Below are 25,782 nucleotides of genomic sequence, written 5' to 3' on the forward strand. Positions count from 1 at the left end.
GGACGGCTATTTTGTTTTGTATTACGGAGATCAGTCGTCTCTTCTTCCTAAAAACATCATCACATAATATGCAAGGTTGGCAATGGCCCCTAGTGCACTCACCACATAAGTCATGGCAGCCCATTTCAAGGCATCTTTAGCCATGGCGTGTTCTCTCTGGCTCACCACATTGCGGGTTTCCATCCATTTCAGGGCACGGTTACTGGCGTCAAACTCCACAGGTAAGGTAATGGTAGCAAAAGCGGCAATGGCAGCATTGGCGGCGATCAGCACCAGCAACAGCATGTTACCTAATGCACTGCCCTGCGTAAGAAGGTAAAACCCACCCATAAACAGGAACATATTGGCCATACCCATTACTTTCGAGGCAATGTTGACAGCCGGAACCAGCGTAGAACGCATTTTCAGGGCTGCATAGGCCGTAGCATGCTGAACAGCGTGCCCGCACTCATGGGCTGCAACGGCGGCGGCGGCGGCACTTCTGCCGTGATATACATCACCACTGAGGTTAACCGTTTTGTCAAGCGGGTTATAGTGGTCAGTCAGCTGTCCTTCCACCTGTGTAATCTTTACATCATATATTCCGTTGTCGTTAAGCATTTTCTGAGCTATTTCAGCTCCGCTTAAGCCATTAGACAAACCAATTTTCGAATATTCGGCAAACTTGCTTTTCAATCTCCTTGAAACGAGCCAGCCTGCAGCCATAAAAACAAGACTTATTAAAATAATTCCATTCATTGTACTATCGTGTTTTAAATAATTTGTGTTTAAAAGAAAAAATACCTGTTCTCTTTGATTAAAACAAAGTTGGGATTAACTAGGTTCGGAAACCTTCCCGGCAGCTTTATTACCTGCCAGAAAACTAAGCAGAAGCGATATCACTCCGAATATCAGAACGAACAGAATGCCCTGCATCGTATGCAGAAAAGTGGCGAGGGTAATACCTTCCTGTTGGGTAAGGCCATATAGCATCACAATTTTGCCAACCAGGAAATGATAACTGCCGATCCCTCCCATGGTGGGTGCAGCCATGCCGATACTTCCCATGACCAGGATCGTGAGGATACCCAGGAAACTCATGGTGCCGTCGGCATCCAGTGAAATATAAAGGAAATAGGTAGTCCAGTAATATAAGGCCCAGATGAGCAGGGTTACGATGACAAAAACAGCAGGGTTTTTAAGGTTTTTTACACTGCTGAAGCCATTCCACAGACCTTTTCCGATTTCAATGATCTTCTGAACCAGCGGGATATTTTCCAGTTTGTTCCAGTTCTTCTTAAGCAGGAAAAAGACAAGTCCGAGGAATATCAGTCCACCGGCCGCCAACGTGAGAAGAGTAGAGGTGTTTTTCAGTTTATCTCCGAATATCTCAACAAAAAGGCCTTTGAGCCTGTCAAATTCAAGAAGGAGGTTCAGGCCTATCAGCACAAACAAGACGATGACGTCAATCACCCTTTCGGCAATTACCGCCCCGAAAGATTTCTCAAACGGAATATCTTCAAGTTTCTGAAGGCTGGCCGACCGGGCAAACTCGCCGGCTCTGGGCAAAGCCAGGTTGGTCAGGTATCCGATCAGGACAGCCAGCGTGGTGTTGTACGTGGAGGGTTGGTAGCCCATAGGCTCCAGCATCAGTTTCCAGCGATATGCCCTCAGTACGTGTGCTAAGAGAGCCAGAATAGCAGCCAGTCCAACCCACATATAATTGGCATCTTTGAAGTTTTGCCACAGAGACACCAGGTCAATGTCTTTGAAAACCCAGTATAACAAGGCCAAGCCAATGGCTATCGGCAGAATGTATTTCAGATTATTTTTCAATGCTGGTGCTTTAAGTAAATGTATTATTTGACAACCCTGTTGTTCTCGTCTGGAAACACAACGGTCGGTTTGTGCGTTGCGGCTTCTTCCGGGGTCATCCAGGCATAAGAAATAATAATCACGATGTCGCCCGGCTGAGCTTTTCTGGCAGCGGCACCATTCAGACAGATGATTCCCGAGCCTCTTTTGCCTTTGATCGCATAAGTTTCTATCCGCTCGCCGTTATTGTTGTTTACAATCTGGACGCGTTCGTTTTCTCTTATACCCGCGGCTTCAAGGAGGTCTTCGTCAATGGTAATGCTGCCTACATAATTAAGTTCGGCCTGAGTTACTTTTACCCTGTGGATTTTAGACTTGAAAATATTGATTAACATTTTTGTATCTTCTGGTTTTTGAATCACAAAATTACGATTCATTTTTGAAAACACAATCATCGGGTCGGCCGTTCCATTATGCAGACAAACGAAAAGCTGAAATGAGTGTTGGGTTTTACCGGCCAGGGCCGTCAGGTCGGCCGTGTGCCGGACCTCGATGATCGTTGAAAGTTCTTTGGGTTTCATCCTCAGATGTTGCCTGATCTCTGATTCGGGGCGGTGGGCGAAACAGAGCAATAACTATGTCCCGGATGCCATGTTCTGTATCGAAAAGAATGAAAGATAATTTTCTCAGTTGAGGATATAACCTGTATTCGAAACTTTTACCTGAAAAAGCTATTATAAAATCGTTATAATTGTGCAAATTGCAAAAGAGTTTACCCGGCTTAAGACGCCTCTTCATGCCGGGTTCTTTTTTCGCATTCCCAATTTAACCGCTATTCATGTTCGGAGAGAGAACCATTCAGATTCTGATTTTAACGCTGTATTTTATCTGGGGCGTAACCGGAATCTTCCATCATGAACTTTGGACAGACGAGTTTCATTCATGGCTAATAGCCTCCCATAGCCGGACTTTAGGAGATTTATGGCATAACATTGCTTATGAGGGGCATCCGCTCGGGTGGTATCTTATTTTGTTTTTAGCTGCAAAAGCCGGGTTATCTTTCCATGTTATGCAATTTATTCACCTGGCAGTCGGTATGGTCTGCAGCTATCTGATCTTAAGACTTTCTCCTTTTAATATCATTTATAATATCCTCATTATTTTTGGGGGAATTCTGGGTTTTGAATATCTCTTGCTTTCCAGGAACTACAGCATAGGCCTGATGATCATGCTTTGTGCCTTGTCAATGATCCTTCAGAAAAAGGAGTTTTGGAAACTTGCCCTTGTTCTGGCTGTATTAACCCAGTTTAATCTTTTTGCGACATTAATCTCTGCTTCACTGATGTTGATGCTGTTTGTCAGAAAATATGGCCTCAGGTTTTGGAAAATGGAAAGGAGTGATTTTCTGGCTTCGGCCGTATGGTTTGGAGGTTTTATTTTTTTCGTGATCACCGTAAAACCTCCTTCAGATTCCTTTTTCTTTCATAATTCCGTCCTGAACTGGTCTGTTTTTAGTGAAGACAGGGTAAGAAACGGCATTAAGGCCCTCATTGTTTACTTTAACAGGGCGGTTTTTTCAAAATATTCAATAACCTACGGTTTTGAAAGATTTGCGGTGCTGAGTTTATCTTCCGTGCTGTTATTTACCGGACTGACTTTTGCCTATCTTCTGACTTTTGCGGTTACCCTTCGCAAGAGCAAACCGGCCCTGATTTTTTTTATCACAAGTCTCGGATTGATCAGTATTTTTATTTTCATTTCTTATTACCCCGCGGTGGCCGACAGGCACACCATGAGTGTTTGCATTATTCTTTTGATCAGCCTGATTATTTATCATTCAGAGTTTGAACTGAGTGGGACGCAGAGGTTCTTAATCTTATTGCCCCTGGTCAGTATTTTTATGTACGGCATGGGGGCTTATGTCAACGACTTCAGAAATGAATTCAGTTCTGCTAAAAGAATTTCTGAAAAAATCAGGGATGAGTATCCTGAAACGCCCGTGGTTTCTTATCCCGATTATTTGGGAGAGGCGGTTTCAGGCTACCTTGACAAAGACCTTTTTCATCTGACACAGAATGATTTCGGAAACTATGTTACCTGGAAAAAGGGTGTGGCCGACAGGTGGGATGAAGACGGGCTGGAGTTTTTACTCAACAATAAACCCAAAATGGATGTCCTGAAAAATAAGACCTCTTCTGATTTGCTGATTCTGACCTGGGTGACTATCCCGGACTCGCTGTGTAAAAAACACCACTTTGAGAAACTGCAGTTCAATGAAAACCAGCAGACAAAAGCAGGTGACAGTTTTAATGTTTACAGATATTGATTTTGTTTACTGTAATACCCGGCTGAATTCCGCAGCAACGCTTTTATCTTGTCATAGTGCTATTTTAGGGATGTTTTCACTGATACTTTTTCTCCGTTTTTTTGCTAAATTTTGTCCACTTATTCCGGTGGTTTCGGGGCTGTTGCAACGATAACTTAACCTGCCCTTAATGTTTACTTAACACATTCCGGTGTTTCTTCCCATACTTTTGCAGGCCTTAAGGAACTGTTATTTGAGGCCGGAAAGAAGTGTTTAGCTGTTAAAAGTGCCAAAATATGTGTTCTGAGAGCCTTTTTATGGTTTTTGATCAGACCCATGACATCAGCCCGTTTTTTTTAATCCGGGGGTCAGAAAACGGAATTGATCCATGTCAAGGAGTGTGATTTGATGAGAAGGGCTTATTTGAAAGGTAAAGTATAGGAATTGTCATATTTTTTATTTATAAATTATAATAATATATTTGCCAATGTTAACCGAACGTTTACCGACAAAAACTCGAAATAAGTCTTAGCACAATGCAAGGATACTCAGAGAGGATATCCCTGAAACAGACACAGTACTGAATAAATGATTTGAGAAAGAGTCGGATGATGAACACGAATTTACTAAATGAAATCTTCTGTGAAGGCTCCATCAGTATGGAAGCCTCTTCCTGCCTGCAATTATTAACCAATATGTATAATCAATTAAAACCCGGATCATCTATGACAAAAATCAAGTATCAATTAACCTAGTGCCCTCAAAAACAGAAGTGATCAGATTCATCAATAACTGTTGACAGGATTTTATGACTTCGCAAGTTAATTTCTAACAGAAAAAATAACCGAATAATGAAAAAAACTCTACAAAAAGGGTTGCTAAGGTTTTTGAAAACCTCGGTAATCCAAATGTTTTTGGCCACCCTTTTCCTGGGTGTAAGTTATGCCAAAGCAAACCAGCCGGCGAAAATCGCTGATGTTAATGTTTCCGGAAAAGTGACTGATTCAGAAAATGGAGATGCCATTCCCGGTGTAAGTGTTCTTATTAAAGGCGGAACCAAAGGAACCGTAACCGACGCAAACGGTAGTTTCAGCCTGGTAGTGCCTGACGCAAAAGCAGTATTGGTATTCAGCTACGTTGGATATACTCCTCAGGAGGTTTTAGTGGGCAGTCAGACTTCACTTAATGTGCAGTTAAAATCAGATGCCAAAACACTCAGTGAAATTGTGGTGGTAGGATACGGAACTTCCAAAAAGACCGATCTTACCGGTTCAGTAAAATCTGTGAAAAGTGATGAGTTTAACAGAGGTATCATTAACTCACCTGAGCAGTTGCTTCAGGGTAAAGTAGCCGGTGTTAACGTGACTTCTGCCAGTGGTGAACCGGGCGGAGCCCAGGGGATCACCATAAGGGGTCCTGGAGGTGTGCGTACAGGAAGTACTCCGCTTTTTGTGGTAGATGGTCTGGCTCTTGATAACTCCGGTACAGGTGGAGGAGGAAACCCTCTTAACTTCCTGAACCCACAGGATATTGAATCAATTGACGTTTTGAAAGACGCTTCTGCTACAGCCATTTATGGTTCCCGCGGAGCGAACGGTGTGGTATTGATCACTACTAAAAAAGGCAAGGCGGGTACTTCTTCTTTAAACTATTCTACAAGTTTTGGTATCTCTAAGATCGCCAGGGCTTTGCCTGTGTTTACTGCAGATGAATACCGTACTGAAGTGCCAAAGCTGGGTGGTACACTTGAAGATCTGAAAGGAAATACAGACTGGCAGAGTGAAGTAATGAGAACAGCCTATACTCAGAATCATAACCTGACTTTGGGTGGCGGTGCTGATAAACTGACTTATTATGCTTCGTTTGGTATGCAAAAGCAGGAAGGTATCCTGAAAAATAACAATATCGACAGATATACCGGACGTATTAATGTAACTCAGAAGTTTCTGGACGACAGACTTAATGTAGATGCCAACCTTACTGTGACTTCTGTTTCAAATGTAAGACCTCCGATTGAAGGTATGATCGGTAATGCTATTTCTACCAACCCGACTTACCCGGCTTATGATAAAGATGGTAATCCTGCTTTTTATCCGAACCTTGTGAACCCGCTGATCAGCTTAAAACTGAACAAAGAAGTTACAAAGACCGGAAGAATAATGGGTAATATTTCACCTTCATTCAAAATCACCAAAGACCTGGTTTATCGTTTGAATTTCGGTATTGACAATGCTAATTCAGTAAGAGACGTTCAGTCGCTAGCCAATGCGGTACCTCTTCAGGACGGTAGATTGGATACCTATATTAAAACCAACAATAACAGCCTGATCGAAAACTACCTGACTTACGGAAAGCAGTTCGGTAAGAACAATATTTCTGCATTGGTAGGTCATTCATATCAGAAAATATTCATCCAGGAGCGTTGGTCAAGTATCAACAAATTCCCGATTTCTGATATCGAGCCTATCTATAACCCGGGCTTGGGTCAGGAACTTACGCTTGCCAACAACAAACCGGGCGGATATGCGGTTAAAAACGAACTTCAGTCGTTCTTCTCAAGGGTAAACTACCAGTTTGACGACAAGTACCTTTTCACTGCCACAGTTCGTGCAGATGGATCGTCTAAATTCGGTGCCAACAACAAGTACGGGGTATTCCCTTCGTTCTCTGCAGGTTGGAGAATCTCTGAAGAAGACTTCCTTAAGTCTTCATCACGCATCAGTGAGTTGAAACTGAGAGCAGGTTGGGGACAAACCGGTAACCAGGAAATTCCTTCCAAAATTACCCAGCCCTTATTTACTTCTGTAGTGTCGGGAAGTACAAGTTACCCGCTTATTGAAGGAGCTTATCCTGCAGGTACTACTTATACAAGACTGGCCAATCCGGATATCCAGTGGGAAGTTTCAACACAGACCAACATCGGACTTGACTTCGGATTCCTGAACGGAGCTCTTTCAGGTTCGGTAGATTACTTCAACAAGGTTTCCAACAATATCCTGCTTGAGGTAATTCCTTCAGATCCTGTACAGCCTGCCGGTACTTTCTGGACCAACGTGAAAGATATGACCATTACCAACAAAGGTCTTGAAATAGAATTGAGTTACAGACGCAAAACAAACAGCGGCTTCAGCTATGGTGTTGGCGGTAATGTTACTTTTATTAACAATGTCGTTAAAAACTCTCCTTACTCAGTGATTCCTTCGGGAAGTGCTTCTGGTTCAGGACTGACTTCTGCTACCATCAACGGGTACATCAACAACGAACCAATCGGAACATTCTTCCTGAAAGATTTTACAGGATTTGACGACAAGGGAATCAGTAAATACAGAGATGTGGATGGTGACGGTATTATCGGCGACAAAGACAGGGTAGCGGTAGGCAGTGCTTTACCTACCATGCAGTATAACTTCTTCGGAAACGCAGGATTCAAAGGTTTTGATCTGATCATTAACTTTAATGGTGTAAGAGGTAACAAAATCTATGATAACACAGCCAACTCTAACTTCTACAAGCTGCGTCTGTCGAAAGGTATCAACACGACTCCGGAAGCCATTGCTTCTCCGACAGAATCTGTAAACAATGCGGCCCCGGTTTCTTCAAGATATCTGAAAGACGGAGCGTACCTGAGATTAAACAACCTGGCGTTGGGGTATACATTCAACACCCAGGCATTAGGCATCAGCAAATGGGTTTCTTCATTGAGATTGTCTGCCACAGGTCAGAATCTTTTCGTAGCGACTAAATATAACGGATATGATCCGGAAGTGAATACTGACAGAACAGTCAACGGGATATCTTCGTATGGTATCGATTATTTAAGCTATCCTAAGGCTCGCTCGGTAGTGTTTGGATTAAATCTAACATTTTAATTTTACTGAAAACATGAAAAAGACCATCATATTTTTCTCCGTAATTCTCGGGACTTTCGCTTTCGAAAGTTGCACCGACCTTCAGGAACAGATCCTGGATGAGACCCAGGCTACCAAGCTGACAGACAAGCAGGCCGCTGACGGAATCATCGCCCCGGTTTATGCCAGGATGCCGGATCTGTTTACCCATACCAATTATTTCGCTCTTCAGGAGATTTCAACCGACGAAGCCATCCTTCCATACAGAGGGGGTACCGACTGGGGTGATAATGGTATTTACCTGGCTATGCATGCCCATACTTACCAGAGTACCGATCCTAACCTCAGAAACACCTGGAACCTGATTCTTCAGGGTATTTCAAGGTCGATTACTGCGATCAATACACTTCCTACGTTGAACGACCCGAGTACCAAAACCTATCTTGCTGAAGCGAGAGCGATGAGGGCTTATTATAACATGCTGGCCCTTGATCTTTATGGTGTGGCTTTTGTGAAAGAAGATATCGGAGCTGTATCGAAGATCATCAGGGGAGAGGAAGCTTTTCAATATATTAAAAATGAATTGCTTGCTGCTGAACCGAACCTGGAAACTACTGTAGGTCCTGGCCGCATTACCAAAGGTGGTGCATGGGGACTTTTGGCCCGTTTGTATCTGAATGCAGCCGTTTACCGCGATATATATGCAGCCAACTTCACCTTTAAGGCTGAAGAAATGGATAAGGTGATTGAATACTGTGATAAAATTATTTCTTCTGGTCAATACCAGCTTTCTGCTGATTACTTCTCTATTTTCGGAGACGCCAATCACAGCAACAAGGAATTGATTTTTGCGATGGACCAGAGAGCTGACCTGAACGGCCACAACCGTATGGCTTATTTCTCTCTTTCAGGTGACCAGTTTCCTTTACCGGCCTATCCTAACGCCAACGGAACTGATGGTCCTGGTATCACTTCAGATTTCTACCAAACCTGGGTACAGGAATATGCTCCGCTAGACCCTAAGGCAGATCCGAGATTCTATAAAGAAAATCTTTCTACCTACAGCAACCAGGCTGATACCTGTATCGCGGCTGAAAACTTTAATATCAACAGAGGTATTCTCAGAGGTCAGCAATACGGTCTGATCCGTAAAAACGGTGTATTTTTGAAATGCCCGGACGGAAGAATGAAAGTGGGTAAATTATTCAATGATACCCGTAACAGACCAACCAGCCCGGTTGTTTTCACTGAGAAAATTGACTTTACTGTAGCAGGAAGTGATTACAGCACAGGCTACAGGGTTGAAAAATATGAATTCAGCAAGAAATCGGTAAGCGGAAGAAACTTCGGTGAAGCGGATATCGTATTTATCCGTCTGGCTGATATTTATATGATGCGTGCTGAAGCCAAATTGAGAAAAAGCAATGATGCAGCAGCTGCTTTGGCTGATGTAAATATTGTAAGAGCTTCAAGGACAGCAACTACACCTCCTCCGGCCCTTAAAGCCATGTCTTTGGATATTCTTTTCAGAGAGCGTGGATTTGAGTTCTACTGGGAAATGTTAAGACGCAGCGACATGATCCGTTTCGGAAAATATGAAGGAACATGGACTGAAAAAACCAATTCAGATAAACAGAAAAGAATCTTCCCGATTCCGCAAACGGCTATCGACGGAGCTTCCAACCTTCCGGGTTATCTGAAACAAAACCCTGGTTATTAAGTTTTACGTTCTGATAAAAGCTATGGAGAGTATTTACACTCCATAGCTTTTTTTGTTTATAAACTATCTGTGACTTACTTTATCTGTTATTTTTAAGCATTATTCAACCTAATCAATACCAGCCTTAATGAAAAAACTAATTTCTCCGAAAAGAGCCCTCATTTGTTTGCTTTTTCTTTTTTCTTTTTCCGGTTTCTTTGCCCGCTCCCAAAGTCATGAATTCATCTTTGGCGATGCGTTGCCGGACGCTCCGGAGTTAGCCGCCCGCGGCGATTTTAAGGTGGGTGTTCAGACCATTTCTGTAGTGAACAAGGGCCAGATCGATATCCTGAAATCAAAAGCGGGAGTAGAGCCGGTTTATGACAGAAACCTCAAACTTGAAGTCTGGTATCCCGCAACGCTGGCTCAGGGACAGGATGAAATCGTTGCCTACGACCAGGTAATGGGGGCATCCAACGACCCTAAGCGGCCTTTGATCCCTTTTAAGTTTAACGGCAGAGCTGCCAGAAATGCACAGGCACTTAAAACACAGGGAGCGTTCCCTCTGATTATTGTGTCACATGGCTACCTGGGATCCAGATTATTATTGACCTACCTTACTGAAAACCTGGCCTCCAAGGGCTATGTGGTAGTGGCCATAGACCATACCGAATCTACTTTTGGTGATGCAGGTGGTTTCACCAGTACACTTCTGAACCGGTCGAAGGATATATTATTTGTGCTAAATCAGATAGCGGATCTGAGTAAACCCACTTCTGACAGTTTTTTAAAGGGTTTGGTTGATGCAGGTAACACAGGTTTAATCGGCTATTCAATGGGAGGTTTCGGTGTTTTGAACGCTTCCGGTGCCGGTTATAGTCCCCAGATGGCAAAGCTTTTCGGCGGAATGACCGGTGGCAGCAAGGCCATTGAAACAAGGATGACCGGTAATCCTGAATTTAACGCTTCCAATGATCCGCGGATCAAAGCGGTGGTGGCGTTTGCTCCGTGGGGTATGCAGCGGGGTGTCTGGGATGCAGAAGGTTTAAAAGGACTGAAAGTGCCCGTTTTCTTTGTAGCGGGTGATCAGGATGATATCTCTGGATATAAAGACGGAATTAAGGCCATTTATGAAGGAGCCGTTAATTCGGACAGGTATCTGCTGACTTATGCGAACGCCCGTCATAATGTGGCTCCAAACCCTCCGCCTCATGAGTCGTTGAAGTCGGGTTTGTCTATTGATGAATACTATCGCTATGCCGAACCGGCGTGGAATGAGAAACGCATCAACAACATCAATCAGCATTTTGTGACCGCGTTCATGGGAATACACCTGGGCAAAAAGGATTATGCTAAATTCCTTGATCTTAAGGGGGATTCAAACGAAAAAACGTGGACAGGATTTAAACCAAGGTCATCAACAGGACTACAGCTGCTGCATGCAAAACCATAAGATAAAAGAATAAAATGATTTGGGAGAGAAAAACGTTGAAGATGTAAAATCAGGCAGTTGAAGTTAAAACGACCAAAGTGCCCGGAAAGTTTCATGCTTGAAAAATTATCGCATTATTTTTCAAAATAAATCACGCTTTTGATGAAACAATCATTTATTTATAAAATCGAGGTAAATTATATCAACAACCTGGTAGGCATAAAGCAAAGTCTGCCGGTTGTTTCTTATTTTTCCAATCTCAAAATCGCTTTGGAGAGTATCTTCTCAATACTAGCTTTAAGAGGGTGGGATGATCACAAAATAAACTATACGGCAGTTTACCGATCCATTAAAGACCGGGGGAAGTATGTGGCAGAGTTTAGCCTGAAAAATGTAAAGATATTCAGACTGGAAATTTCCAAAGTGATTATGAACCCCGCTTTAAGTGACCTGGGAATAGATCAGAAGCCTCACATAGAGGCCTGATTGCGGGCCGTCATTTTGCTCCGTTGTTCAGCATATCTGATTAGTGCAGGAAAATCATGCTGCGTAATTTTGCGTTTCTCCGGGTCAATATTGATTTTTTTGAGCGGGAACCTCATGTTTACTTTAATGTCAAGTTCATAAAAATCATTGATGGAAGATCCGGAGGCAGTAAGTTTTGGCACATACAATTTAAAATCTCCTGCATTCAGTTGAGTGGTGTCCTGGTTGATCACCAGCGGACTGACCACGTCATATACCTCAAATTGTCTCTTCAGCAAAACGTTTCTGCTGGGTAACTTGGCCTTTTCTGACCACCATATTTCTTTGACCGCATTCATGGCCTCGTAGGTTTCCAGGTCGGTAGTTACCGCTCCCAGATTTTTAAGGGTTTCGGATACAAGCAGAGTCATCGCCTCTTCATAAGGAAGGTCGCTTTTCAGTGCTTTCATGCCCAATTGAACACCAAGGAGGTTGGAATAAGCATCCTCTACCGAAAAACTGGAGTAACGCTCCGGAACCATCGGGATATATGAAGCTCCGAACCAGGTGGATATCTCATGCCAGACCGATAAGTCATAGGCAATTTTACCCGCCAGTGTAATTACGTCCTCGTCACTGATGTTTTCAGGTAAATTGAGATGAAGATTTTTAGAACCTCCTTCATAACCCAATCTAAGAGAAGCTGTCTGCTTTGACGGAGCTGATTTAATGAAATTATACAGATAGGCTGTCCAGTCAGCCATATCCCTCAGGTGGCCCATGTCTATAAAACCTCCGTTGCGGGTATAAATGATGCCGTTTTCTTCTTCCTTATTTCCCAGGTATTTATGGTCGCCCATTTTTTCAGGATTGGTGATGTCTGTGACCCTGACAAACGGAAGTCCGCTCACCCGTACATCGGCCCCGAACGAACAGCATGTTCTGATGATTCTCGGAGGAGGGGTGTTGAGGTTTTTCTGGTCAAGAACCGGAGATTTTGATAATGCTGACAGCGAGCATAATGTAATCAACAAGCCGGAAATTCCCAGCTTTTGAGTGTAAAGTGATTTTAATTTCATTTTGTTAATCCGGGGTGTAGAGTCAGAACGAAAGTCTGGTAAATGATTTCAATTTCTTTTTATTAGCTTAATACATAATTTACAATATAAACGCATGATCGTTTATGAATGGTATTTTATTAAACCCAAAAAAAGTCAGAAACGTTTGATTCTTAGAAGATTATTTTTGCAGCCTCAGAAATATATGAATACCGTCAGCAGAAGGGTTTACCAAAAAAGGTTTGCCTGAAACCGGTAAACCTTCCTGGTAAAAGTAATATTTTGAGATACTCGGGAGTCTTATTCTCCTTTAAATACAGGGGGTCTTTTTTGCAGAAAAGACATAACACCCTCTGCGAAATCGTGGGTAAAACCGCAGGCGGTCTGGGCTTCGGCCTCCATTTCGAGGACCTCTTCAAGACTGCTTTCGTATGTTTTATTTAATATTTGTTTCATTAATCCGATAGAGCGGGTCGGTGCCTGGGTATAATAGGCGAGTAATTTTTCAACTTCCCCGGCCAGGTTCTCTACAGGAACACTTTTGCTCACCAGTCCCAATGAAAGAGCTTCTGTCATATATATCTTCCGGCCGGAGCTGAACAGTTCAAAAGCCCTTTGCATTCCTACAATACGAGGAAGGAAAAACATGGAGCCTGCATCCGGCATCAGGCCTATGCCCACGAAAAGTTCAGTCATATAGGTGTCATCGCGGGCAATGATCAGGTCGCAGGCCAGGGCAAGCGACATCCCGGCTCCTGCTGCGATACCGTTAAGGCAGCAAATCACAGGTTTCGGAATATTTCTTATCGCCAGGATCAGAGGGTTATAGGTAGCCCGGAGTGTAGCCCCGAGTTCAGTATTACCACCCGAAAGTCCTGCCTTAAGATCTGCTCCTGAGCAAAACGCTTTTTCACCGCCACCAGTCAGCAATACAACCCTGACGTCTTTATCTTCATGACAATCCCTGATGGCTTCTGTAAGTTCAGTTAAAAGTTTGGCATTGAGGGCATTAAATACCTCAGGGCGATTGATGATGATCCTGCCGATATGGTTTTCTTTGGAGAATAATATGGTTTCGAACATTATCCGTTTTTTTTAATGAAGTGTTAATTTTAGGTTGATAAAACCCGTATTTCCGCGTTTATAAGCCTGTTTTGGCTATAAAAAATCAAAAATAGGGTATACATACATTGCTAAATGTATACTGAAAGATAGAATATTTTTGTGGTTTTAAAAACATTTTGAATTCTTTGGGATACAATTTAAACCAACAACCTATATTTGTGAGCTTTTTTAAACAGTACTATGTTATAAATGAACGCAAAAAATAATCTTGATAAGGTTACCGTATCCGGCCTGCTCGTGGCCATGGGTATTATTTACGGTGATATCGGAACCTCCCCCCTTTATGTAATGAAAGCAATTGTAGGTGAAGAGAAAATCACTGAAAAGATTGTTTACGGGGCTGTTTCCTGCGTTTTCTGGACATTGACGCTTCAGACGACTATCAAGTACGTGATCATGATCCTTCGTGCCGACAATAAGGGAGAAGGAGGTACACTGGCTCTTTTTGCCCTTGTCAGAAGGCATGCCAAATGGCTCACCATTCCGACCATGATCGGTGGAGCAGCCCTTCTCGCTGACGGCATAATAGCCCCGCCCATTTCAGTTTCTTCGGCCATTGAAGGTTTGGAAATACTTTATCCGGAGATACAAACCATACCTATTGTTATAGCCATCCTGACCGGACTGTTCCTGGTTCAGATTTTCGGTACCAATGTGGTAGGTATAGCCTTCGGGCCAATTATGGCGGTTTGGTTCAGTATGCTCGGTTTTCTGGGGGTACTTGCCCTGACATCTCATCCTGAAGTATTAAAGGCGGTTAACCCGTATTATGCGTATCAGCTGTTATTTGAGCACCCGCAGGGATTCTGGCTTTTGGGGGCGGTTTTTCTGTGTACTACAGGAGCAGAGGCCCTTTATTCGGACCTTGGACACTGCGGCAGGGGAAATATCCGCATCAGCTGGATTTATGTCAAAACCTGTCTTTTGCTGAATTATTTCGGACAAGCTTCCTGGCTGATGACCCTCGAGGGAGGATACCTGAAAGAGCTTAAGCCGTTTTATGAACTGATGCCCGACTGGTTTTTATTGCCCGGTATCGCCATCGCTACCATGGCTACCATCATTGCCAGCCAGGCGATGATCAGCGGGTCTTTCACCCTGATTTCTTCCGCCATACGCTTAAACTTCTGGCCCAAAGTAAAAATACATTTTCCTTCCAATGAAAAAGGCCAGTTGTATGTTCCGAGTATCAACGGCCTTCTTTATCTCGGGTGTATCGCAGTAGTGCTATATTTCAGGCGTTCTGAAAATATGGAAGCGGCCTATGGTCTTGCCATTACGGTAACCATGCTCATGGATACTATTTTGCTGGCTTACTTCCTTTATATACACCGGAGTAATCTGTGGCTTGTCCTTTTATTCGTACTGGTCTATTTTGCTCTTGAAGGATCATTCCTGGTGGCCAACCTGGATAAATTCCCGCATGGTGGCTGGGTCTCTGTCCTGATATGCAGCATGCTGGGTTTTGTGATGTATGTATGGCTGAAAGCCTTCAATATCAAACTCAGGCTCACTGAATACGAAAAGCTGGACAAGTATACCGAATCACTGAAAGAATTAAGCAAGGACATTACGGTGCCGAAATATACAACGCACCTCATATTCATGAGTAATGCCTCAAGGGCCACCGAGATAGAGTCTAAAATCATTTATTCCATTTTCCAGAAAAGGCCGAAAAGGGCTGATGTTTACTGGTTTGTGCACGTCGATACTGTGGATGATCCATACACATTAGAATATAAAATAAAGAGTTGTGCAAAGGACGACGTTTATAAAATAACCTTCAGGCTTGGTTTCAGGGTGCCTCAGAAAATTCACCTGTATTTCAGGCATGTGCTGGAAGAGATGGTGAAAAAAGGAGAGGTAGACATCAGAAGCCGTTATGAGTCGCTGAACAAACACAATGTGATCGGTGACTTCCGGTTTGTTGTGCTGGAGAAATTCCTTTCCTACGAAAACGATCTTCCTTTCTGGGAGAATGTCATTATGAAGGCATATTTCTTTATCAAGGAGTTTACGACTTCCGAAGACAAGTGGTTCGGTCTGGACAGTTCAGCCGTAAAGGTTGAGAAAGTGCCGCTGGTCATCAAGCCTGTAGAGAAAATAGAATTGAAACAAATACCCTGGGAATAAATCTTATTCACATAAAAACTTAATTTTTAAGAAGATCAATGTCTGAAAATTCAAAAAAAGTTGTCATTACAGGCGGTGCCGGATTTGTCGGGTCTGCTCTTGCCATAGAACTTAAACAAAATTACCCTTCATGGGAGATTTATTGTCTCGATAACCTCAAACGCAAAGGATCTGAGCTGAACCTGCCCAGGCTGGCCAAGGCCGGAATTCATTTTGTGCACGGGGATATCAGAAATAAAGAAGACTTTGATGCTTTGCCCGTAGCTGATACCATCATTGAGGCTTCTGCCGAACCATCTGTTCTGGCAGGAATCAACGGCTCTTCGCCTGACTACCTGATGAATACCAATCTTTTTGGTACTGTTAATTGCCTCAATTATGCTGTCAAATGCAAGGCGGAGTTTATCTTCCTTTCCACCAGCCGGATTTATCCGATCAAAAACATCGAAACCCTCGATTTTGTGGAAGAGGAAACCAGGTTTGCCTTATCGGATGACCAGAAGATACCCGGAGTTTCATCTAAAGGACTTGCGGAAGATTTCCCGCTGAACGGAGCCCGTTCACTTTACGGAACCACCAAGCTGGCCTCCGAGCTCATCATCCAGGAGTACCAGGAGTTTTACGGCCTTAAAACGGTCATTAACCGTTGTGGTGTACTGACCGGTCCCTGGCAAATGGGTAAGATAGACCAGGGAGTGATGGTACTTTGGGTAGCCCGCCACTTTTTTAATCAGCAGCTTTCTTATATCGGATATGGCGGCAGCGGCAAGCAAACCCGCGACATGCTGCACGTTAAAGACCTCTACAGGCTCGTAGACTGGCAGATACAGAACATTGATAAAATAAACGGTGAAATCTTCAACGCCGGTGGCGGGGTAGAGGTCAGTGCTTCATTGCAGGAACTGACAGAATTATGCATCAGGCATACAGGCAATACCATCCCTATTCAGAAAGTAACAGAAAACAGACCCGCTGATATCAGATTGTATGTGACTGACAACTCAAAGGTAACCCGGATGACAGGCTGGAAGCCTGAGATCGGAATGGATCAGATCGTACGGGAAATCACTGAATGGCTGAGAGAAAACAAAGAAATCCTGGAGCCCATCCTGAAGTGAAAAGGCACGCGGTTTTAGTCTGACGTTCCGGGGTGGAAGCCGAGTGTGTTTCTGGCCCGGAATAGACCAATAAGTCTGGTAATATTTGTTTACAACAATTTCCCAAAATTATTTATATGACGGACGGTATGTCGTAGCTGAAGGTTTGGTTTTCTTGCCTCCCAAGCTATAAACAACCACGCCTACTGCCAAAGCAGCCAATCCGAATAATACTCCCTTTTTCATAATTGTAAATTTTTAAATGTATTTTTGTTCCTTAGTTGTATTAACAGCATTTTATATTAATTTGTTACAACAACAGCTTAAAATTACCTTAAAATATTATTTAACGGTATTTTTTTTAAATGCTTAAGACAAAATAAGTCGTTTTGTTGTCGAAAATCAATTTTTAGACCACTTATTAGACTTGAATTTTATTAAATGGTTTAAATTTTGTTTTAAGAAAATATTAAGTTGAACTTAGAAAAATTAAATTATTACAAATTTTGGTCCAAAAAGAAGGCATAGTTTTCAGATCTACAGGAAGTTGGTATGAAGTCAGGGACGAGGAGTCTACCTTCTTCAAATGCCGTTTGAAAGGCAAGTTTAAGATCAAGGAACTGAAAGTAACCAATCCTATTGCGGTAGGAGACAGGGTGTGTTTTGAGATTGAGGATGTGGAGGAACAAACCGGCATTATCTTCGAAATAAAACCCAGGGTGAATTATATCATCAGGCAGTCGGTTCACAAAGCTTCACACGGACATTTGATTGCAGCCAACATTGATCAGGCTGTACTGATTGTAACACTGACTTTTCCAAGAACCTCGCTGGGGTTTATCGACAGATTCCTGGTTACTGCTGAGGCGTTCCGGATTCCCGTTCTTCTTGTATTTAATAAACTTGACCTTTTGTCTGAAGAGGCTGTAGCCTACCAGGAAGAGCTTGAGAGCTTGTATAAAGGCCTGGGGTATGACTGTATCTCTACTTCTGCTACTGAAGGAGTAGGGATAGAGCTGCTGAAAGAAAAAATCATGAACAAGGTGACTTTGATTTCCGGACACTCGGGTGTCGGCAAATCCAGTCTTGTTAATCAGCTGGAACCTGATCTTGACCTGCGTACTTCAGAGATATCCACTTTTGCCAACAAGGGCGTACACACGACTACCTTTGCTGAGATGTTTGAAATTTTTGAGGATACTTACCTTATCGATACTCCGGGTATTAAAGAGCTCGGGCTGGTAGATATTGAGAAAGAAGAGCTGGGGCATTACTTTCCTGAAATGCGGGACCTGATCGGAGAATGCAAGTTTCATAACTGCCTGCATATCAACGAACCCAAATGTGCTGTAAAAGCCGGGGTAGAGGAGGGAACTATTGCAGAGAGCAGATATGTTAGTTATCTGAGTATGTTTTCAGGGGAAGACAACAGAAAGTAAGACGGATTGTAACGGCTTCATTATGAGTTGTTTGTAGTATACAGGCTCAGCTGTAACATTTCCTTAACAAAAAATAGTATTAAAAACTTGCTCGCTAATTGTTAATAGTGATATATTTGTATCGTTTTTTGAAAACAATGAAAAAGCAAAATCTTGCCATAACGCCATTTCGACGACTTAGGTCCGCAAGGACCCAATGAAAAAGACGTTTGCCTTAAGGCGAATATCTTTGTTCCTCTTCTTTATTCTTATTTACCATTTTACAATCACGGATACAGCGTCTCCTTCCAGAGGTTAGCCCTCACAAACGACGATGAATATATTAGAAAAGACTGTTATTGATAACTATATTGTTCAGGTAGCAACTATTGAACATGCAGGTTTGGCCGAAACCATTTGTGCAGAGATGGAATCCAGTGCGAAGGCACGGGGGACAGGTATCGCCAAAAGGTCTCCTTTGTATCTTTTGGAAAAGATGAAGGAGGGGAAAGCCGTTATAGCTACTACAGATACCGGAGAGTGGGTAGGGTTCTGTTATATCGAAACCTGGGATCACGGCAAATTCGTGGCCAATTCAGGTTTGATTGTACACCCCAGCCACAGGAAGAGCGGTATTGCTACAGCCATCAAAGCCAAAGCTTTTAAATTGTCCAGGACCAAATATCCTGATGCCAAGATTATCGGGCTGACCACCAGCATGGCCGTCATGAAGATCAATTCGGAATTAGGCTATATCCCGGTTCCTTTTTCAGAGTTGCCTAAGGAGGACGACTTCTGGAAGGGCTGTTCAAGCTGCGTTAACTACGATATCCTGACCAGGACCAACCGTTCGCACTGTCTGTGTACCGGAATGAAGTTTGATCCTGCGGAGGTGGCTGAGAGAGCCGATGAGGGCAAGAAGCCATTGATCTGGGACTTTCTTAAGGAGTCCAAGCTTTATGAGCACTGGATGAGTGTGAAGCAAAGGATTCTTTTCGGGAGAGAGGAAAGCAGAAAAAAAAAAGCCGGCCTTCTGAGTCAGAAGGAAAACAAAGCTCAATTGACGGAATCATAAAAGTAATCAAAGGTCGTATCGACTAATTTACATATCTGAGGTCCGTCTGGCTTTCGCCAGACGGACCTTTTTTTATCAGAACTGAATGAATTCTCTGGCCAAAGACTATCTCAAGCTGCATTTTATCGTTTTAATTTTCGGATTTACCGCCATTCTGGGGCAGTTGATCCAGGTTTCGTCCGTCGGGGTGGTTTTTTACCGGACCCTGATAGCCAGTATCGGCCTCGGACTGATACTGAAGCTGAGGAAGATCAGTTTTGCCATTGAAAGAAAAAGGCTGTTTTATTTATTGGGAATAGGCATAATTATGGCGATCCACTGGTTATGCTTCTTCGGCTCGGCCCGGTTATCAACGATCTCCATCAGCCTGGTTACTTTTTCTACTACCTCATTTTTTACAAGCTGGCTTGATCCCCTGATTAACCGGAAAAAGGTGAAGATCTCTGAGGTTTTCCTGGGCTTGTTAGTGGTGGTCGGCATCTATTTTGTATTCAAATTTGAATTCCATTACTTGTCGGGTATTGCGATAGGGCTTGTGGCAGCGGTTTTATCTTCTTTTTATTCTATATTAAACGGGCGGATTGCCGGTGAGATGGATTCCAGGGTGATCAATTTCTATGAATTGGGCGGAGCTTTTCTGACTATACTTTTATTGTTGCCGGTTTTTATACCGCTTTTTGAGCTTTCTGTTCCCGATCTTCTTCCTTCGGGCAGTGATGTCTTCTGGTTGTTTGTGCTGGGAGTGGCCTGTACGGTGTTTCCTTACCTTGAGCTGATCGATCTGTTCCGTAAGATGTCTGTCTTTACGGTGAACCTGAGTATCAACATGGAGCCGATTTACGGTATCCTGCTGGCCTGGCTGATTTTCGGAGAAAAAGAAAAAATGTCTGTGGGGTTTTATCTGGGTGGCGGATTGATCATCCTGTCACTGGTTTTGCATCCGTTCCTCAATAAAAAATCCTCCTGAGGTCATCAGAAGGATTCTTTCATGTCTTTTCAGGGAAAAGATTATTTTCTTACACCGTAACGTTTGTTGAACTTGTCAACACGTCCTGCAGTATCTAACAATACATTTTTACCTGTATAGAAAGGATGTGATTGTGAGCTAACCTCAACTTTACACACCGGATATTCTTTGCCATCTTCCCAAACAATATTTTCTTTGGTCTCAACGCAAGAGCGGCTTAAAAATTTATAATCTGAAGTTAAATCCCAGAATACAACTTGTCTGTAATTCGGATGAATGTCTTGTTTCATTTTTTTATCGTATTAATTCCTCTTTATCTTTTCAATCGGGCTGCAAAGTTAAAAATTATTTTTCAGAAGCCAAAAATATTTGCAAATTAAGTTAAATATTTTCGATCGTATTGATCAGGGTTTCAATTTGTTCCGGGGTGTTGGCCGGGAAATTTGAGATTCTGATCTGGGTGTCCTTTTTAGGGCCATATCCGGAGCCTATGATCAGGTTTTTTTCTTTAAGTTTTCCGATGATTTCAGAAGATGGTCCTTCAGTATTGATGACGGCTACGGTTTTTGAGCGGTGGTCCGGGTTGGTTACCGAAACAGCGTATCCTTCCTGTTTCTCGAAAAACTTATAGATCCTTTTAGCTTTTTCTTCGGTTTCTTTCCTGATTCTGGCAATCCCTGTTTTGTTCATGTCTTCGGCTACTTTTCCGAGAAGGTAGATGCCGAATACATTCGGGGTGGCCGGGTTCTGATAATTCCTGCTTTCTTTCCAGAGGGTGGGCAAATCATGATGAGCTCCTATGGAAATGCCTTTTTCTTTCAGCGAAACGGCCTTTTCAAGACAGGCTTCGTTGGCGATCCAGACACCAAGTCCGGCGGGCAGTCCAAAGGCCTTCTGGACGGAGAAAAAGGCTGTGTCAATCAGCGAGAAATCGAGTTCAGGATTTGGAGCAGAGGAAACCATATCAACCGCAAACAATTTAGATCCGTGACTTCTTTTCAATTTATGAATGTCAGGTTCTCTCATCTGCACCCCGGTGCTGGTTTCGTTTTGGGTGATACAAACCAGTTCGGCATACTCAGGCACTTCGGTTTCCTGGTAGCTGAATCCTTCTCCCAGCGGCTTCGCCATTTTCTGGGCGTGCTTATTAAGACTTAAGGCGTATTTGTAAAACTTTTCAGAAAAAGAGCCGTTGACGAGGTGGAATGACTCGTGCTCGACACAACTCAGAACAATTTTTTCCCAGATTTCCGAGGCCGAGCCCGTAAACATAATGGCCCGGTCTGCCGGGATGTTCATTAAGGCCCTCAGCTGCTCGTCTGTATGCTGGTAAATTTTCTTAAACTGGCCGCTTCTGTGAGAGATTGACCCCAATTGAAGATCAACAGCTTCCTGTAAAAACGTTTCGAATTTAGGATATAATTCTGCAGGACCTGCAGTGAAAAATATGTTCTGACGTGCCATCCGTTTATTTTGAAATTGAAATGCAAAATTAAGCAAATAAACAGGTTTTGAAGAGTTACAGTTTAAATATTATGGAGATTTTAGCCATTAAATTCTGCCGTAATGAAGGCGGGTTAATGGTAGCCCTGGTTTTGTTAATTTAATAAACAAAAAAAGAGGCCCGTTAAGGCCTCTTCTCTATAAGATCGGATACGATTATTTACGTTTTCTGTGTACCTGGATCATGTCGGCATCAGCCAGGATCCTTCCGCAGTGTTCACAGATGATGATTTTCTGTTTGTCCATGATATCAGCCTGACGTTGAGGCGGAACCACGTTGAAACAACCACCACAAGCTCCTCTGTCAACCGCTACAACGGCAAGGCCGTTTTTAGCACCTGATCTGATACGCGTGTAAGCTTTCAAAAGTCTGTCTTCTACTTTTTTGCTTTGTTTTTCACTCTGCTTAAGTAGTTTTTCTTCTTCCTCGTGGCTTTCGTTGATCAGTTTGTCAAGCTCTTTGCGTTTTTGCTCCAAAACAGCTTTTCTTGAATTCAAAGATGTTTCAGTGTCATCAATTTCCTGTTGCTTGGTTTTGATTCTGTATTCAGCCTCACGGATTCTTTTTTCAGAAAGCTGAATTTCAAGCTCCTGAAGTTCAAGTTCTTTAGAGATAGCATCATATTCGCGGTTATTGCGGACATTCATCTGCTGATCTTTATACTTAACGATCAGTTTCTCTGAGTCTTTTTTATTCAGTTTGTGCTTGTTGATCTCCTCTTCAACCGTCTCTATTTCCTTTTGAAATTTAGAGATACGGGTTTCAATTCCGATCACTTCATCTTCCAAATCTTTTACTTCTTCGGGCAAATCGCCACGTAACTTTCTCAATTCATCTAGTTTTGAATCGATGTCTTGTAACTCAAGAAGGCTTGCCAGTTTGTCTGCAATTGTTATTTCCATATACTTATGTAATCTGAAAAAGGACTTAAATTGTTATTTATCAACAAGCTAAGGCCTTTTAGTAATAATATCTAACCGGATTTGTATCTGTCTGTGATAAACAGGTCGCAAAATTAGTAAATTTTTTTGATATTTTTTCAACCAAAAGATCTTTTGTATATTGTTCGCTTTCATAATGTCCGATATCGGCAATCATGATTTTATTTTCGGCATCAAAAAACTCATGATACTTATAATCAGCGGTTACGAAAACATCTGCACCTGCTCCGATAGCATTGGGCAGAAGGAAGCTGCCCACGCCTCCGCAGACCGCAACCCGGCTTATTTTTTCTCCTGTAAATGCAGTATGCCTGATGATTTTCAGCTTCATTTTTTCTTTCAGAAGAGCCAGGAAATCTTCATGGGCAAGCGGACTGCCCAGTTCTCCGACAGCACCTGAACCCACCTCCTGGTTTTCATTCTCCAGCACAGAAAGGTAGTAGGCAATTTCCTCGTACTTGTGACCTTTTCTCATGCCCTGAAGGACCTGGTTTTTGAGGTAGGCGGGAAATATAACTTCCACCCGGTTTTCATCTACCTGCTCAGGCTCACCTCTTTTGCCGATCACCGGATTGGACGCCTGGTTCGGGGTAAATGTGCCTTTACCTTCCACCCTGAAACTGCACTGGCTGTAGTTGCCGATCTGCCCGGCTCCGGCCAGGTAGAGGGCGTCAAGCAGCTGTCCTGAGTCTTCGACCGGGACAAAAACGGTCAGTTTCATCAGAGTGTTGGGTTTTGGAGCCAGTATGCGGACATTTTTTAAACCCAGCACCTCGGCAATTCTGAAATTTACACCTCCGGCCACATTGTCAAGGTTGGTATGGATGCCATAGATGGCGATATCGTTTTTGATGGCCTTGATAATGGTTCTTTCGACGTAATTTTTACCGGTGAGCTTTTTCAGGCCTTTGAAAATAACCGGGTGGTGGGCTACCACCACGTTGCAGTTTTTTTGAATGGCTTCTTCTATTACCTCTTCCGTGCAGTCCAGTGAAACCAGAACTCCCGAAATCAAAGCTGAGGAATCACCGGTCAAAAGACCGGAGTTGTCGTAGCTCTCCTGGAAAGAAGGAGGGGCTATCTGCTCCAGGTAAGTGGTTAAGTCTCTTATGGTCATTGTTTTACAATAATCTGATCTGCTGATCTTCAATGACGATCAGCTTTTGTTTGTATAAGTTACCCGCTGCTTTTTTGAAATTCTTTTTGCTCATTTCCAGGAGCTCCATGATCTCGATGGAATCGGATTTATCAGATAAAGGCAAAATACCGCCATTGGCTTTAAGGTAGTCGAGGATTTTTTGGGAATTGGGCTCAATGACCTGTAAAAAACCTTGTTTCTGAAGGGTAACGTCTATTTTGCCGTCTTCCCTGATGTTCTTAATGTATCCTTTCAGGGTATCACCCCAGGCTATCCGTTGAAATATCTCATTCTCATAAATCAAACCTTTGTAAAGGTGGTTGATGATGACGTTCATGCCGAGGTCCGTTTTTTCGAAGACCAGCAGGTCGACTTCTTCCCCCGGCTCGAGGCCGACGGAGATATTGTTTTTAAAAAACTTATGAACTTTGCATGAGCCGACGAGGCGGTCGGTTTGTTCGTCAAGATAGAGATAAACGACTGTCCAGTCGCCATGTTCCAGTTTTTTATTTTGCTCTCTGAAAGGAATGAAAAGATCTTTTTCAAGGCCCCAGTCCACGAAAGCTCCGAACTGGCTTACTCCGACAACCTCCAGACAGGCAAACTTATTGAGTTCGATCAGCGGCTTCAGTGTAGTGGCAATCACCCTGTCTTCAGAATCGCGGTAAATAAAAACCTCAATGTCCTGTCCGACTTCTGAATTTTCCGGAATATACTTGTGGGGAAGTAAAACATCGTTTCCTTCTTCGTCTCCCAGGTACATTCCGACACTGGTGCCTCTGAGGATTTTCAGAGTGTTGTATTGACCTACTTTCATGCTAAAAATGATATTAAGGCATAAAGTTAGTCATTTTCCAAGATTACAGGCTAATTTATTGGTGAGGCCCTGGCGGAAATAATAATTTTTAGTTGTCCCGCTACCGGCAGGCGTGCTCATTGACACTCCGTTTCCTTGAAGAAATCCAGGATGAGGTAAGTAGATACGATAATCCGGATCATCTTCCATGTCTGCTGTCCGAGATCCAGTATGAAAAAAGGTTGGAAGGTAATCGCCAGCAGCACGAAAACCGGCATTTCTTTTTTGTTCCCATAGCACATAAAGACCAGGAAAATGAATACCGAAAATATGATAATGTTCAGAATTTTTTCCTGTAAATAAGGCAGGTTGAAAAGACAGATTAACAATAAAATTGCCACTGCAATCTTGAGTGTTGTAGTTATATTAGTTTTCATTTCAGCTTAAAAGTAATGACTCTACAGCTTACACTGCAAAAAAACTACGGTATTCCTGTAAAATGCATGGTGTTTTTTCCTTCCACTTCTTTAAGGGCTAAGCCCAGCTGATGAAGCTGGAGGTAGTTATCGCACGCTATGAACTTTGCGGTGTGATTCATGTCAAGGTTTTGATGACAATGCCAGGCCCAGTTGGGAATATACAGGGCATCACCGCTTTGCCACTCTACTTCTTCCCCTTCAATCTCCGTATATCCTTTTCCTTCAAGGATATACAAAATAACTTCATAAGTATGCCTGACGAGTTCGGTCAGCTGCCCCGGCTCTAATACAACCAGGGTCATACTGATGTTTTTGGACGGGAGGTTAACAGGTGTAAATGGTGGAGTAGCGGGGGAGGCTGTTTTCCCGATTTCTTTCTGAATAAACCTTTCGGGCTTCTTATATTTTGGACGTGTATTGGCTTGATGTGGGTCTCCTTCCAGTGTCAGAGTTTCGTTAAGTTTCATAGGTATTAGTATAGCAGTTGTAAGAAAAACGCCACAAAATT

At 43.0% G+C, this 25,782-nt stretch carries 22 protein-coding genes; 10 read left to right on the top strand and 12 right to left on the bottom strand.

The window, feature by feature from the left end; genetic code table 11:
• Positions 1–30 precede the first annotated feature (30 nt).
• The 3 genes from GVN16_RS20525 to panD form a co-directional block, all read right to left on the bottom strand.
• Entirely contained in the window at positions 31–738 is a 708-nt protein-coding gene (locus tag GVN16_RS20525) for a zinc metallopeptidase (RefSeq protein ID WP_166565817.1), read from the bottom strand.
• Between the two features lie 75 nt (positions 739–813).
• A complete protein-coding gene (locus GVN16_RS20530) occupies positions 814–1,815 on the bottom strand; it encodes a lysylphosphatidylglycerol synthase transmembrane domain-containing protein (protein ID WP_166565818.1) in 1,002 nt (333 codons plus the stop codon).
• A 23-nt stretch (positions 1,816–1,838) separates the two neighbouring features.
• The gene (panD, locus tag GVN16_RS20535; RefSeq protein ID WP_166565883.1) at positions 1,839–2,189 is read right to left on the bottom strand and encodes an aspartate 1-decarboxylase; all 351 of its coding nucleotides are present in this window, start codon (positions 2,187–2,189) and stop codon (positions 1,839–1,841) included.
• 443 nt (positions 2,190–2,632) lie between these two features.
• Between panD and GVN16_RS20540 the strand changes: the two genes are divergently transcribed.
• The 5 genes from GVN16_RS20540 to GVN16_RS20560 all read left to right on the top strand — a co-directional run bounded on the left by GVN16_RS20540 (position 2,633) and on the right by GVN16_RS20560 (position 11,564).
• A complete protein-coding gene (locus tag GVN16_RS20540; RefSeq protein WP_166565819.1) occupies positions 2,633–4,120 on the top strand; it encodes a hypothetical protein in 1,488 nt (495 codons plus the stop codon).
• An 887-nt stretch (positions 4,121–5,007) separates the two neighbouring features.
• Entirely contained in the window at positions 5,008–7,968 is a 2,961-nt protein-coding gene (locus tag GVN16_RS20545; RefSeq protein WP_166565884.1) for a TonB-dependent receptor, read from the top strand.
• A 13-nt stretch (positions 7,969–7,981) separates the two neighbouring features.
• Positions 7,982–9,667, top strand: coding sequence for a RagB/SusD family nutrient uptake outer membrane protein (locus GVN16_RS20550; protein WP_166565820.1), 1,686 nt, complete (start codon positions 7,982–7,984; stop codon positions 9,665–9,667).
• Positions 9,668–9,794: 127 nt separating this feature from the next.
• Entirely contained in the window at positions 9,795–11,099 is a 1,305-nt protein-coding gene (locus GVN16_RS20555; RefSeq protein WP_166565821.1) for a dienelactone hydrolase, read from the top strand.
• Positions 11,100–11,240: 141 nt separating this feature from the next.
• Positions 11,241–11,564, top strand: coding sequence for a hypothetical protein (locus GVN16_RS20560; protein ID WP_166565822.1), 324 nt, complete (start codon positions 11,241–11,243; stop codon positions 11,562–11,564).
• Here the strand turns inward: GVN16_RS20560 and GVN16_RS20565 are convergent.
• Both GVN16_RS20565 and GVN16_RS20570 read right to left on the bottom strand, forming a co-directional pair.
• Positions 11,549–12,622: a DUF4056 domain-containing protein gene (locus GVN16_RS20565; protein WP_166565823.1), complete on the bottom strand. Its 1,074-nt coding sequence runs from the start codon at positions 12,620–12,622 to the stop codon at positions 11,549–11,551. The two genes, GVN16_RS20560 and GVN16_RS20565, sit on opposite strands and share 16 nt — an antisense overlap.
• Positions 12,623–12,901: 279 nt before the next feature.
• A complete protein-coding gene (locus tag GVN16_RS20570) occupies positions 12,902–13,684 on the bottom strand; it encodes an enoyl-CoA hydratase/isomerase family protein (RefSeq protein WP_166565824.1) in 783 nt (260 codons plus the stop codon).
• 231 nt (positions 13,685–13,915) lie between these two features.
• Here GVN16_RS20570 and GVN16_RS20575 point away from each other — a divergent pair, with 231 nt between their 5' ends.
• From GVN16_RS20575 to GVN16_RS20595, 5 genes are all read left to right on the top strand, one after another.
• Positions 13,916–15,859 (top strand): KUP/HAK/KT family potassium transporter, encoded by a 1,944-nt coding sequence (locus GVN16_RS20575; protein WP_166565825.1) that lies wholly within the window; start codon positions 13,916–13,918, stop codon positions 15,857–15,859.
• Positions 15,860–15,897: 38 nt separating this feature from the next.
• The gene (locus tag GVN16_RS20580) at positions 15,898–16,977 is read left to right on the top strand and encodes an NAD-dependent epimerase/dehydratase family protein (RefSeq protein WP_166565826.1); all 1,080 of its coding nucleotides are present in this window, start codon (positions 15,898–15,900) and stop codon (positions 16,975–16,977) included.
• Positions 16,978–17,462: 485 nt separating this feature from the next.
• Entirely contained in the window at positions 17,463–18,395 is a 933-nt protein-coding gene (rsgA, locus tag GVN16_RS20585; RefSeq protein WP_166565827.1) for a ribosome small subunit-dependent GTPase A, read from the top strand.
• A gap of 313 nt (positions 18,396–18,708) precedes the next feature.
• Entirely contained in the window at positions 18,709–19,449 is a 741-nt protein-coding gene (locus tag GVN16_RS20590; protein WP_166565828.1) for a GNAT family N-acetyltransferase, read from the top strand.
• An 85-nt stretch (positions 19,450–19,534) separates the two neighbouring features.
• Positions 19,535–20,416, top strand: a complete 882-nt coding sequence (locus GVN16_RS20595) for a DMT family transporter (RefSeq protein ID WP_166565829.1) — start codon at positions 19,535–19,537, stop codon at positions 20,414–20,416.
• 41 nt (positions 20,417–20,457) lie between these two features.
• Here the strand turns inward: GVN16_RS20595 and GVN16_RS20600 are convergent, their stop codons facing one another.
• From GVN16_RS20600 to GVN16_RS20630, 7 genes are all read right to left on the bottom strand, one after another.
• A complete protein-coding gene (locus tag GVN16_RS20600; protein ID WP_166565830.1) occupies positions 20,458–20,706 on the bottom strand; it encodes a type B 50S ribosomal protein L31 in 249 nt (82 codons plus the stop codon).
• Positions 20,707–20,797: 91 nt separating this feature from the next.
• Positions 20,798–21,880 (bottom strand): aminotransferase class V-fold PLP-dependent enzyme, encoded by a 1,083-nt coding sequence (locus GVN16_RS20605; protein ID WP_166565831.1) that lies wholly within the window; start codon positions 21,878–21,880, stop codon positions 20,798–20,800.
• A gap of 195 nt (positions 21,881–22,075) precedes the next feature.
• Complete coding sequence (locus GVN16_RS20610) at positions 22,076–22,822, bottom strand: zinc ribbon domain-containing protein (protein WP_166565832.1); 747 nt, start codon at positions 22,820–22,822, stop codon at positions 22,076–22,078.
• A 58-nt stretch (positions 22,823–22,880) separates the two neighbouring features.
• Positions 22,881–23,978 carry a Nif3-like dinuclear metal center hexameric protein gene (locus tag GVN16_RS20615; RefSeq protein ID WP_166565833.1) on the bottom strand — a complete coding sequence of 366 codons (1,098 nt, stop codon included), beginning with the start codon at positions 23,976–23,978 and terminating at the stop codon, positions 22,881–22,883.
• 4 nt (positions 23,979–23,982) lie between these two features.
• Entirely contained in the window at positions 23,983–24,816 is an 834-nt protein-coding gene (locus GVN16_RS20620) for a S1 RNA-binding domain-containing protein (protein ID WP_166565834.1), read from the bottom strand.
• A 116-nt stretch (positions 24,817–24,932) separates the two neighbouring features.
• On the bottom strand, positions 24,933–25,232 hold the full coding sequence (locus GVN16_RS20625; protein ID WP_166565835.1) for a DUF6804 family protein: 300 nt from the start codon (positions 25,230–25,232) through the stop codon (positions 24,933–24,935).
• 44 nt (positions 25,233–25,276) lie between these two features.
• On the bottom strand, positions 25,277–25,741 hold the full coding sequence (locus GVN16_RS20630; RefSeq protein WP_166565836.1) for a cupin domain-containing protein: 465 nt from the start codon (positions 25,739–25,741) through the stop codon (positions 25,277–25,279).
• Positions 25,742–25,782 lie beyond the last annotated feature (41 nt).

Origin of the sequence: Emticicia sp. CRIBPO (genome assembly GCF_009905725.1) — a bacterium.
Classification (GTDB): Bacteria; Bacteroidota; Bacteroidia; order Cytophagales; family Spirosomataceae; genus Leadbetterella.